The organism is Nocardia anaemiae NBRC 100462, assembly GCF_001612725.1.
Lineage (GTDB): Bacteria > Actinomycetota > Actinomycetes > Mycobacteriales > Mycobacteriaceae > Nocardia > Nocardia anaemiae.
In genome coordinates this window covers 53,636-65,590 of sequence record NZ_BDAZ01000010.1, presented here as the reverse complement: position 1 = coordinate 65,590, position 11,955 = coordinate 53,636, and the positions used below count along the sequence as shown (strand labels likewise).

Annotated in this window: 11 protein-coding genes; 3 read left to right on the top strand and 8 right to left on the bottom strand. The window is 66.7% G+C overall.

Translation table 11 applies throughout. The features are described 5' to 3' along the window. Positions 1-69 precede the first annotated feature (69 nt). Complete coding sequence (locus NA5_RS07955; protein WP_062983500.1) at positions 70-1,485, top strand: glycosyltransferase 87 family protein; 1,416 nt, start codon at positions 70-72, stop codon at positions 1,483-1,485. Between the two features lie 103 nt (positions 1,486-1,588). Here NA5_RS07955 and NA5_RS41615 read toward each other — a convergent pair whose 3' ends face one another. From NA5_RS41615 to NA5_RS07925, 6 genes are all read right to left on the bottom strand, one after another. After that, on the bottom strand, positions 1,589-2,203 hold the full coding sequence (locus NA5_RS41615; protein WP_062983498.1) for a hypothetical protein: 615 nt from the start codon (positions 2,201-2,203) through the stop codon (positions 1,589-1,591). 138 nt (positions 2,204-2,341) lie between these two features. Further along, the gene (locus NA5_RS07945; protein WP_062983496.1) at positions 2,342-2,698 is read right to left on the bottom strand and encodes a DUF3349 domain-containing protein; all 357 of its coding nucleotides are present in this window, start codon (positions 2,696-2,698) and stop codon (positions 2,342-2,344) included. Positions 2,699-2,710: 12 nt separating this feature from the next. After that, positions 2,711-2,992 carry a hypothetical protein gene (locus NA5_RS07940; RefSeq protein WP_062983494.1) on the bottom strand — a complete coding sequence of 94 codons (282 nt, stop codon included), beginning with the start codon at positions 2,990-2,992 and terminating at the stop codon, positions 2,711-2,713. Positions 2,993-3,003: 11 nt separating this feature from the next. After that, the gene (locus NA5_RS07935) at positions 3,004-4,251 is read right to left on the bottom strand and encodes an inorganic phosphate transporter (RefSeq protein WP_062983493.1); all 1,248 of its coding nucleotides are present in this window, start codon (positions 4,249-4,251) and stop codon (positions 3,004-3,006) included. Positions 4,252-4,341: 90 nt separating this feature from the next. Next, positions 4,342-5,628, bottom strand: a complete 1,287-nt coding sequence (locus tag NA5_RS07930; protein ID WP_245672141.1) for a lipase family protein — start codon at positions 5,626-5,628, stop codon at positions 4,342-4,344. A 173-nt stretch (positions 5,629-5,801) separates the two neighbouring features. Beyond that, complete coding sequence (locus tag NA5_RS07925) at positions 5,802-7,313, bottom strand: ATP-dependent DNA ligase (protein WP_062983491.1); 1,512 nt, start codon at positions 7,311-7,313, stop codon at positions 5,802-5,804. A 93-nt stretch (positions 7,314-7,406) separates the two neighbouring features. On the opposite strand from NA5_RS07925, the gene ramB reads away from it, so the two are divergent. Then, the gene (ramB, locus tag NA5_RS07920; RefSeq protein ID WP_062983490.1) at positions 7,407-8,813 is read left to right on the top strand and encodes an acetate metabolism transcriptional regulator RamB; all 1,407 of its coding nucleotides are present in this window, start codon (positions 7,407-7,409) and stop codon (positions 8,811-8,813) included. Positions 8,814-9,020: 207 nt separating this feature from the next. Here ramB and NA5_RS07915 read toward each other — a convergent pair whose 3' ends face one another. Further along, a complete protein-coding gene (locus tag NA5_RS07915) occupies positions 9,021-10,253 on the bottom strand; it encodes an MFS transporter (protein WP_062983489.1) in 1,233 nt (410 codons plus the stop codon). A 75-nt stretch (positions 10,254-10,328) separates the two neighbouring features. Here NA5_RS07915 and NA5_RS07910 point away from each other — a divergent pair, with 75 nt between their 5' ends. Then, complete coding sequence (locus tag NA5_RS07910) at positions 10,329-11,174, top strand: TetR/AcrR family transcriptional regulator (protein WP_245672140.1); 846 nt, start codon at positions 10,329-10,331, stop codon at positions 11,172-11,174. Positions 11,175-11,242: 68 nt separating this feature from the next. Here NA5_RS07910 and NA5_RS07905 read toward each other — a convergent pair whose 3' ends face one another. Next, on the bottom strand, positions 11,243-11,947 hold the full coding sequence (locus NA5_RS07905; RefSeq protein WP_062983488.1) for a GntR family transcriptional regulator: 705 nt from the start codon (positions 11,945-11,947) through the stop codon (positions 11,243-11,245). Positions 11,948-11,955: the final 8 nt, after the last annotated feature.

Below are 11,955 nucleotides of genomic sequence, written 5' to 3'. Positions count from 1 at the left end.
TGCCTTTAGTTTAGCTAAGGATTTGCTGTCCGCTCGAGCTGTATCACCTGATGAAGGAATAACAACTCCATGGCTGTCATCCTGCAAACAGGAGAACAGCGCGCTGCCGGTGCGGGGACGCAGCCCAAGGTCTCGCACAAATTAACGCTCAGTGCCGCAATCGTATTCGCCTCCATGTCCATCGGCGCCTGGCTGCTATTTCTGCGGCCCAACTGGCAGATGTACTGGCACCAAGTCGATCTACAGGTCTATATGTGGGGCGGTGCGGCCGCAGCGACCCATCCCGCGCTGCTGTACGACGGCCGCGGGCCGCTCGGCCTGCCCTTCCTCTACCCCGTCTTCGCCGCGTGGATCTGCGCCGAACTGTCGCGCTTCCCGATCAACTACATCGGGACGGGCGTCACGGTGCTCACCATGGTGTCGCTGTTCGTGAGCGTCTGGAGCGCCGCAAGGCTGCAGCGAATCCGCCGCGGCACGGGTTTGCTGGCATTGAGCATCGCCGTCACCGGCGCCGCGATCTGGTTGGAACCCGTCCAGCAGACCTTCCGGTTCGGTCAGCTCAGCGCGATCCTGATGGCATTGGTCCTGGCGGATCTGGCCATGCCCAAGGAAAGCCGCTATCGGGGCATCCTCATCGGCATCGCGACCGGACTGAAGCTGACCCCGGCGGTCTTCATCGTCTATCTGCTCATCACCCGCCAGTTCCGCGCCGCCGCGACGGCCGCCGCGACCTTCGGCGCCACGGTGGCGATCGGCTTCTGGTACCGGCCGACCCAGGCGCTGCAGTTCTGGACCACGACCACCACCTCGCAGAACCGAATCGGCTTCGCCTATGTGCAGAATCAGTCGATCAACGGCATGTTCGGCCGCCTGGAATGGTCGACCTGGAACGACACCACATCCTCGTTCGTCTGCGCCGGATTGCTCGGACTCGCCGGAATGGCGGCGGCGCGGATCGCCCACGCGCGCGGTGACGAATTGCTGGGCGCACTGCTCGCCGCAACGGTAATGCTGCTGGTCTCGCCGATTTCCTGGACTCACTACTGGGTGTGGATCGCGCCAGCGCTGCTGTGGGCGATCCACGTGCTGCGCCAGCGACCGCTGGCCGTCCGGATAGCCGTACCCGGGCTCATCTATCTGTTCGTATTCGCCTGGCCGCTGCGGGCCGACCGTTTCGGCGCATGGGATCCGGATCTGCCACTACTGCCGCAGGGCCTGATCTGGCAGGTACCGCAGACCGAGGGCCGCGAATTCCGTTGGACGCTATGGCAGTTCCTGCTCGGTGATTCGTATACCCTGCTCGCCACCATCGCACTGATCGCCGCGATCGTCTGGTTGATTCCGCTCCGGCCGACCGCCGCGCAGCTGCCCGACGAGGGGTTCGCGGACCGGCGGCGCGAGCGAGGGGTGGGCGCCGCCGGTCGGCGGGAAGACGGTCCGAGCAGTGAACCGCCGGGGTCGAGCGAATTGGAAGCCGTGGGGTAGGCCCCATTGCACTGGAAGCCGCTTCTCGTTCGCCGACAACCTCATCCTGCTCCGGTCACCTCGAGAACGCTGGCAATCCAGCTGTGAATCGGCTGGGAACCGCTCAGCCCGCACTGCCGGTGGACGGGCGGACCTGCCGCCGCCGGTCACACTCCGCGTGGTCGGCGTCCGGACGGTCGTCGCCGGTCAGTCTGCAACCCTGTTGGTCGTATCCGGATGCGTCACGGCCGGACCGGTTGTAGCCCCAGAGGTCATAGCCGTCGCGGTCGTACCCGAACTTGTCACGACCGGCGTGGTCGTAGCCCCCTGCGTCGTAACCGCTGTGGTCGTAGCCGAACCGGTCGCGGCCCCAGCGGTCGTAACCCGAATGGTCGTAACCGGAGCTGTCGTAGCCGCCGCGGTCGTATCCGAAGCGATCGCGGCCGAAGCGGTCGAAGCCGTCGGGACCGTATCCGTCCGGGCCGTAGATGTCGGGCGGGGTCGGACTCTGGGTCGGTGGGGGTGTCGGGACCTGCGTGGGCGGCGTGGGAGCGGGTGTGGGGATCGGCGTGGGAGCAGGTGTCGGGATCGGGGCTTGGGTGGGGGTTGGCGTCCCGGTGTCCGGGATAGCCAATGCGGGTGCGACAACCGCCGCGGGGGCGAGTGCCAGTGTCGCGGCCACAACGGTTTTCGCCAGCGTCCGTCGTACCGTGTGCGAACTCGTCGTCCACAGCGTCATGATCGACCTCCTTCTCGAAACGAAGCGCCGCGTCGCGCTCCGATCGGACTATCGGTCGGTCGACCAGGATCGGTACAGGAAGAGATCTTCGCCACAGCGAATGCCGTTCCGTCCGAACGGAATTCGGGTGGACCTGCGCTAATCGGCTGTCGGATCAGCGGATTCGGGATCGTTCAGTGGAGTCGCCAGCGGCCAGCCACCGGCCGCCAGATGTGAAGCGACCCTGGCGATATCGTGCGCGTCCGGCTGCTCCTTGGCCATCCGGGCGATCGCCGCCTCGATATCGGCGTGGCTGATCTCGCTGTCCGGATTGGAGTCGACCAACTCCTCGGCGATCGCCACCACCTCGTAGTCGGTCAGATGGCGGTGCAGCACCGCGAACAGGGCGACGTAGTCAGACCGCGGAATCCCCTGTGGATAACCGGCCCGCAGCCAGCCGATGACCCGGCCGAGCAGATTCGGCCGGACCTGAGCGGATTTCGCTGGATCAGTCACGGGTCACCTTTCTCACGCTCCGAACAGATGAATACCGAATCTAGCGGCCAGGAATGCCTTCGCTGTGTAAACAATTCCCGTAACAATCGCGGCGATGATCAGCGCGAAGCAGGCGTACGCACCGGCAAGTGCCAGGTAATTGCGGTGGACGCGACCGCCTTCCGCTGGCATGGTGTCGGCGATCGACCAGAGCCGGACGCCCACGGCGAAGACGATCGGCAGCCCGGCCCCGAGCAGCAGACCGGCGACAGTCACCTGCCACAGCGCATTCAGATTCGTGACGAGTGTGTGCACGGCGCGCCTCCTCAGACCTGGGCCGAACGACTGTTGGTTCCCGGCGCGGACGATCCGTTGGGCGGAACCCCGTCCTCCACGACCGGTGTGGCGTCCTTCGCAACCTCGGTACCCGCGTCCGGCGTGTCGCCGGGCCACTCGTTGACATTGCTGGTGTCCACCGGATCGCGCCGCGACCGCAGATACATCACCGATGACAGCGCGATCAGCAGCGCGAATACCACCAGCACACCGGGCAATCCACCGATGAGGTGCGCGATGGCCCAGCAGATCGCCCCGGCCACACCCGCGAGCGGCAGCGTCAACAGCCAGGCGACCGTCATCCGGCCCATCACACCCCAGCGCACCTCCACACCCTTGCCGAGTCCGGTGCCGAGGATGGATCCGGTCGCGGTCTGCGTGGTCGAAAGCGGCAGCCCGAAATGGGCCGAGGTGAGGATGATCGCGGCGGAGGAGGATTCGGCGGCCAGCCCCTGCGGCGAGTCGATCTCGACCAGCCCCTTGCCGAGGGTGCGGATGATCCGCCAACCGCCGAGGTAGGTGCCTGCCGCGATGGCGACGGCACAGGCCGCCATTACCCACAGCGGCATTTCGTCGTTCTTGGTCAATGTGCCGTGCGCGACCAGTGCCAGGAAGATCACGCCCATGGTCTTCTGCGCGTCATTGGTGCCGTGCGCCAGCGAAACCAGTGACGCCGAACCGACCTGACCCCAGCGGAAGCCCGCGTTCACCTTGTCGGGATCGGACTTTCCGGTGATCCGATAGACGGCCCAGGTGCCGATGGCGGAGACCAGTGCGGCCACGATCGGCGCGAGCAGGGCGGGCAGCACGATCTTGGTCAGCACACCGTCCGCGCCGTGCGCCCAGATCACCCCGCCCCAGCCGAGGGCGGCGATGGTGGCGCCGATCAAGCCGCCGAACAGTGCGTGCGACGAACTCGACGGCAGGCCGAACAGCCAGGTCAGCAGATTCCACAGAATGCCGCCGACCAGACCCGCGAACACGATGATGAGCAGCGCCTCGCCGCGCACGGCGTCGAGCCGGACGATGCCCTTGGCCACCGTCGCGGCGACCGCGACCGACAGGAAGGCGCCGAGCAGATTCAGAACCGCGGACACCGCGACGGCGACCCGTGGCCGCAGCGCGCCGGTGGCGATCGAGGTCGCCATGGCATTGGCGGTGTCGTGGAAGCCGTTGGTGAAATCGAATGCGAGTGCCGTGACGATGACGATCAGGAGTACCAATAGGTCCGCGGTCACCCCTCCAGTGTGCGGCACTCGCGATCCGGATTGCCATGCGGTTGCCGCTTGTCGGGACGCATTTCCGATCGGTTACCGTGGATCTTCGCTCTACCTGTTGATCTTCGTGCAGCCGCCCGGTGCGGGCGTGCCCGCCAAGCGTTGATCGATCCAGGAGTTGGCGGCCGAAACCCCGGCGACGCTGGCGATCAGATGCTCGCCGAGGTAGGCCTCGAAGCGCACAGGAACGCCCAACCGGCACCAGTCGTCGTAGAGATGTTCGGCTCCGGCGAAGGGCAGCCAGAACTCGTTGATGCCGTGATAGAGGAAGACCGGTATCCGCGGCGCGGCGGTGCCGAGGCGGTTCTCGGCCAGGATCTCCCTGATCATTGGCAGCTTCGTCGGGTGGGCCACATCGGTGAGCGTCTGCACCGGTATGGGCGCGAGCGCGCCGAGCAGCGCCGCGTCCAGAAAGCAGAGATCCTTCGCGAATTGCGATAGCCGCCAGCCGTTGTCATTGAACAGCCCCATCATCTCCGGGTACTCCCTGGCCAGCCCGAGAGTCGCGGCCAGGAATACCCCGGACGCGGCATTGGCGCCGTTCATCGTGTTGATCAGCATGCCGAAGTCGGCAGGAACGCCACCGACCACCGCACCGACGAGGTTCAACTCTCCCGCGTATTCCGGTGCGAGTTGCGCCGCCCAGCCAGAAGCGATGGCACCGCCGGAGTAGCCGGACACGACAGTGGGCGCATCGGGCGATAGACCCAACTCGGGCGTCCGCACGGCGGCGCGTATCGAATCCAGCACGGCATGTCCGGCCATGCGACCGGCCGCGTATGCCTGCCGCGGGCCCTGGTGATCGGGCACGATCACCGCGTAGTTCTTCGACAGCGGCACCTGCACCGAGCGGAGACCGGCCGACAGACCCAGCTTGAGCTGCTGCGACGGCGCACAGAGATTGCCGAGTGAATCGATCGCCACGTTGTAGGCGACGAGGGGTCGCGATCCCGAACCCTGCCACGGCGCGATGGGCACGAGCAGGGTGGCGACCACCGGCACCGGACGGCCCTTGGCATCGGTCGATCGGATCAGCAGTTCGGTGGCGGTGACCGGTGTCGGCTCCAGCCCGATATCGACGGCACGGGCCGCGACCACCGCACCCGGACGCAGATTCTCGAAACCCCGCGGCGGTGTATAGAAGGGGTCGTCGAGCGGCGTCGGCATGACGGCGGCGGGATCACGCGCGGGGTGCAGGATATCGGCGGCCGGATTCGGATCCGCCGCAACCGTTCCCGGCACCGCCGCACCGACCGACGCCATCACCCCGAGACAGGTCACCGCACCGAGCACCGCCGCTTTCCGCATCGGCCGACCGATGGCCGACCACGATCCCATCCCTCGTTTTCCTGCCGTACCGAGCAACGCCGAGTCCCCGTTTCCGCGCGTGTACCGGACCGAACCGGAGTCAGTCTGGTCTATGACCAGCACATATGCCGGGAGCAGCACCGTTCGACCCGCATAACGATTCGGTCGTCCTCGCGGCTGTCATGGCAGCACGGACCGCCTGATCACGGCAGCAGCGCACGGACCGTTTCGATGGTGTCGGCATCGGCGGCGGACTTATCGGGTCGATAGCGCACCACCCGTGCGAAGCGCAGCGCGACACCGCCCGGATAGCGCGGGCTGATCTGAACGCCGTCGAGCGCGATCTCGACCACCAGTTCCGGCCAGAGGTAGACGGTGTACTCGTCGCGGGCGCGCTCGTGCCGCGGGAATTCCGCGGTCTGCCACTGCAGCAGCGCATCGGTGAGGCCCTTGAAGGTCTTGCCGACCATTACCGAGTCACCGGTTTCCGGATCCCGCGCGCCGAGATGCAGGTTCGACAGATATCCGGTGCGGCGGCCGTAACCCCATTCCGCGCCGAGCACCAGCAGGTCCAGGGTGTGCGTCGGCTTGATCTTCTGCCAGGACCGCCCGCGGCGGCCTGCGGCGTACGGCGCGGTCAACGACTTGACCATGACGCCCTCGTGCCCCGCGGCCAACGCGCCGTCGAAGTACTCCGCGGCCGCCTCGGCATCGGGACGGATCAGGGCTGGAATGCTGTGCGCGGCCGCCACCTTGGTCAGTGCCGCGCGACGCTCGTGCAGCGGGGCGTCGAGCAGATCCGCGCCGTCGAGATGCAGACAGTCGAAGAAGTACGGGTGCAGCAGCAATTCCCTGGTCGAGCTGACCTCGGCGAAGCGGCTCATCGTCTCCTGGAACGGACGCGGCCGTCCGGAATCGGTGAGCGCCAACGTTTCTCCGTCCAGCACCACACTCGTGCAGTCGAGTTGGGCGACCAGATCGACCAGTTCCGGCACACCGGCGGTGATATCGCGCAGCGTCCTGGTGAATACCCAGACCCGGGAACCGTCGCGGTGCACCTGGATCCGCGCGCCGTCCAGTTTGTGCTCGACGCTCACCTCATCACCGAATTCGGCCATCGCCTCATCCAGCGTCGCGCCGGGCGAGGCGAGCATGGGTTGAATCGGGCGACCGACCTCTAGCCGGAATTCGCTCAGCGCCTCGGCCCCACCGGTCAGCGCGGCGACGGCCGTGACCGGCAGCTGCCCGGAAAGCATGTACGCCCGCCGGACCAGCTCGACCGGCACCGCCGCGGCCACCGCGACCGCCTCGGCGACGATCGCGGTGAGCGCGCCCTGACGCAACTCGCCACCGAGTAGGCGCATCAGGAAGGCCTGCTGGTCGGCGGTCGCGGCGGTCCACAATCCGCGCAGCAATTCCCTGCGCCGGTTGGTCGAGCCGGGGCCGGAGGTGGTGGCCAATTCGCTGAGCGTGTTGTCCACCGACGAAACCGACAGCGTCGCAAGCTCACTCGGCTCGCATTCGAGTGCGGTCAGGGTGCGCCAGCCGGTGCCGATGCGCCCCTGGCGCAGTTCACCGGAGACCCATGCGACCACCGGCTCCAGTTCATCCAGGGCGGCCGCGGACAACAGCGCGGCCAGGGTCGCGATCTTCGTCTTGCGGGAGCGGGTCGCACGGACGGTCTCCGAGGCCTGCACGACATCCGAGAACAGCATCACTCGACGGTAACCCGCCCCTGTGACATATCGCTCAGCTCTGCTGCTAATTACCCGTTGGCAGGTTTGCGAATCCGCCCATAAACTGGACATATGGCCAAGACTTACGTCGGGGCGCGGCTTCGTCAGCTGCGGACCGAACGAGGGCTGAGCCAGGTCTCACTCGCCCAGAAGCTGGAGATCTCGGCGAGTTACCTCAACCAGATCGAACACGATGTGCGCCCGCTCACCGTACCGGTACTGCTGCGCATCAGCGAAGTGTTCGGCGTCGACGCGACCTTTTTCTCCTCCCAGGACGACACCCGGCTCATCGCCGAACTGCAAGAGGTCGTGATGGACCAGGAGCTCGGCATCGAGGCCGATACCCAGGAGATCGCGGATATGGTCTCCGCGCATCCGAGCATGGCGCGCGCACTGGTCAATATGCACAACCGGTACCGCAATACCTCCGCGCAGCTGGCCGCCGCCACCGAGGACCGCTTCGCCGACGGCTCCGGCAGCGCGACGATCAGCAAACCGCACGAGGAAGTGCGCGACTTCTTCTACCAGCGGCAGAACTACATCCACGAATTGGATACTGCGGCAGAGGAGCTCACCGCCCGCATCCGCTTCCACGGCGGCGATGTGAACAGCGAGATCGCCCGCCTGCTGCGCGCGCACGATGTGAGCATTGTCGAGCGCATCGATCTCGGCGAGGGCGTGTTGCACCGCTACGATCCGCAGACCCAGCGGCTCGAGATCGCGCCACATCTGTCCGGTGGCCAGCGCACCTTCAAACTCGCCGCCGAACTCGCCTACTTCGAATGCGGCGATCTGCTCGAAAAGCTGGTCGAGGAGGGCAATTTCGCTTCCGAGGACACCCGCAAGCTGGCCATGCTCGGCCTAGCGAACTACTTCGCCGCGGCAACCGTATTGCCCTACACGCACTTTCACGAGGTCGCCGAGGATTTCCGCTATGACATCGAGCGACTGTCGGCCTTCTTCACCCAGAGTTACGAGACGATCTGCCATCGCCTCTCGACTCTGCAGCGACCCAAGCTGCGTGGCGTCCCGTTCTCCTTCGTGCGCGTGGACCGCGCGGGCAATATGTCGAAACGCCAGTCCGCCACCGGTTTCCACTTCTCCTCGAGCGGCGGCACCTGTCCGCTGTGGAATGTCTACGAGACCTTCGCCTATCCGGGCAAGATCATGACGCAGATCGCCCAGATGCCCGACGGCCGCAAATACCTGTGGGTCGCCCGCACCGTCGAACGCCGCGCGACCCGATATGGCCAGGCCAGCAAGACCTTCGCAATCGGTCTCGGTTGCGAACTGCGGCACGCCGGTCGCGTCGTCTACGCCGATGGCATCGATCTCGACGAGGCCAAGGCCACGCCGATCGGTGCGGGCTGCCGGGTCTGCGAGCGCGCCAATTGCCCACAGCGCGCATTCCCGCCCCTGGGCAAGGTGCTCGATATCAGCGAACACCGAAGCTCGGTTTCCCCGTATGTCCTCAAGTGATGCGGTGCCCCTGCGCCGCCAGGGAACGCTCGCGGTCGGCGGAGGCGTCGCGCGCGGAGTTCTTCATGATCTCCGATTGTCGGGTGTGCACACGCAGACACTGGGCGCTTACCTCCGCCGCGCGTCGTTCGCAAGCTCTCTGCGGCCGCTTGCATCATATGCGCCAGGCCGACATCGGCGATTCCGATGTCGGCCTGGCGCTTTCGGCTAAGCCGGTAGCGACGACCGCTGGATCCGCACCCCGAGCAGGGTCAGACCGAGCGCGGTTACCAGCAGGATGGCCAGCGTCCAGGCCAGCACCGAAAAGCCGTGCGGGGCGGCGACCGCGGCCACCAGTGGCCCGGCGGTGGCGCCGACATAGAAGCTGAACATGGCGACCGAGGATGCGGCAGCGCGAGCCTCACCACCCAACTCCCCTGCGGTTTGCAGGACCGCGGGCGCGATGACGCCGAGCCCGCCGACCAGCACGGCGAGCAGGATGGTCAGCACCGCGAGGTGGGTGCCCTCGAAGGTGGCGATCACCATGGCCGTCGCGGCCACCAGCACGCCAAGCACCATCTGTCCCGGCTTGGTCAGGCGGGACAGCGGGATGGCCAGCAGCGGCAGTGCGAACATGACCGGCAGCGCACCCGCACGCAGCGCGAGCAGTTCACCGGAACCCTTGACCAGACCGGTGATTTCGATGCCGGTGTACACCCCGACCATCACCGCCATGGCCAGCGCGCCCGCGGCCAGCATCGGCAGCAGCGCCTTGATGCGCAGCACCGCCGGAATCGCGGCGTAGCTGTGCACGAGTGGCTTGTCGCGACCGGTGGGCGCGTCATCGAGCATGACCGCACGCAACACGAATGCGAGCGCCACGAAGACGACGGCCGAGCCGATGAACATGGTGCGCCACGGGAACGCGGCGACGACAGCCTGCGAGGCGATCTGCGCCAGCACGGTCGCGGCCAGGAAGGATGTGGCCACCGACATGGTGACCACCGCCCGGTGCGCCGGTGCGATGCGGGTGGCGATATAGGCCATGATCGCGGGCGGTATCGAACCGACCACGAGCCCCTGCGCGACGCGCAGGCCGACCGCGAGCGGCGCACTGAACGATAGCCCGGTCAACAGTGTGACCACTGCCGCGACGATCATGCCGGTGACCAGCACCCGGCGGTGGCCGTAGCGATCCGACAGCGGGCCGAACAGCACGAAGCCGCCCGCATAGCCGAAGGCGAAGGCGCTGATGATCCAGGTCATCACGCCCGCGCCCACATGCCAATCGGCCTTCATGGCCGTGAACAGGGGAATCGGAATGTACATCTGGCCGGTGGCCAGCAGGGCGGACAGGACGAAAACAGGGAGGGTACGCCCGGTGTGCGCGCGTGGTGACGCGCTGCGAGTGCGTGCCGGAGCCGGAATACCGGCCGGAAGCTGAAGAGTCGGCGTTGCCATGTGGACGAAGTTAGGCCTACTGCACCGGCATTGTCAACCAAATAGTTGGTTTAATGAGATGGTAAAGTATCGGTCATGACGGTCACGATGAAACGCAGCGACGCGACCAAGCAGGCCTTGCTGCGCGCCGCGCGCGACGAGTTCGCCGAATACGGCCTGGCCGGGGCGCGCGTGGACCGGATCGCCGAGGCGGCCGGAGTGAACAAGGAGCGCATCTACGGCCTGTTCGGCAGCAAGGACAAGCTCTTCGACGTCATCCTGATCGACACCATGCGCGAATTCATGGATGTGGTCCAACCTCTGGCCGAGACCGATCCCGGCGAGTACGTGGGCAAGCTGTTCGACTACCACCGCGCAAACCCGCAGCTGCTGAGGCTTCTGCTCTGGGAGGGACTGCACCGCGGCACCGACGCGCACGATATCGACGGCTGGCGCGCCCAGCACTACCTGCGCAAATTCGACAGCGCCAAGGAGCAGTTCGATGTCGACGCCAGCCACGCGGGCCGACTGTTGCTCGCCCTGTGCGGCCTGTCCAACTGGAGCCTCGCGGTCCCGCAGACCACCCGCCTACTGCTCGGCGCGGATGCGGAGAACCAGGGTGCGACTCGGGAATTCATGATGGAGTTCGCCAGGGCCGCGCTGCGAACGGACAAATCCATACCGCACCGCGAGCCGGTCAACGAGTTGACCGCCGAACCGGCCAGCACGGTTGACGGCACAGCCACCGACGCCCCGACCGATCCCGTAGACCGCGCCGCCCAACGCCTGCGCGAAGCCCAAGCCGCCGCCGACGCGGCCCGCGACGAGCTCGCCGCCGCCCTGCGCGACGCGCACGCCGAAGGCACCAGCGCCAACCAACTCGCCCGCCAGGTTTCGGGCACCCTGTCCCGGCCGGTCGTTCTGAAGCTCCTCGCTGATTGACTGCCTTTTCGCCGCCCATGGCATCGACGTTGCTCGGGTTCCGCGTAACGCGACCGCTGGCCGAAGCGTCAATCCCGCACGGCGCGTGAGAGTTTGGTGAACTCGATCGCCTGCTGGGCACGCGCGAGCACGTGCTTTCGCGAGCTACCTATGTGTGCGGTGAGGGTGCGCAGCGCGGCATCCGGAGCACCGGCGAGCAGGTGTTCGGCGATCGCGATGTGCTCGGCGGTCATGGTGGCGATCCGCTCCGGCGTCGGCAGGTCGAGGGTGCGGACCGGGCGGACCCGGACGTACACGCCGGTGAGTGCGTCCGCCAGCGCCGTATTGCCCGCCGCCGCGAGCAGAGTCGTGTGGAACTGCTCGTCCGCGGCGACCAGTGCGGGTCCCGGTTCGGGCGGATCGTCGCGGAATGCGCGCCAGATATCGAGTTCCGCGCGCACCAGCGCCGAATCGTGTGCCGGTGCGGGTTCGTCACCGATACCGATGACGCGCTGAATTCCCCTGGTCTCCAACACAATCCGCAACTCGAACAGATTGTCCAGCTCCGCCAATCGCGGTCGATACGGATACAGCCCATCGGCGTGCCGCTGCACAAGTCCGTCGGCCTGCAGCCGGGCGAGCGCTTCCCGCACGGGGGTGCGCGAAACCCCGTAGATCTCGGCAAGGCGTTCCTCGCCGAGCCGTTCGGTGGGCACGATCGCCCCCGTGGCCAGGTCCCGCCGCAGCGATTCGTAGACCCGCTCGCTGAGCGGAACCCGACCCCTGCGCGTCATGGCGGCCA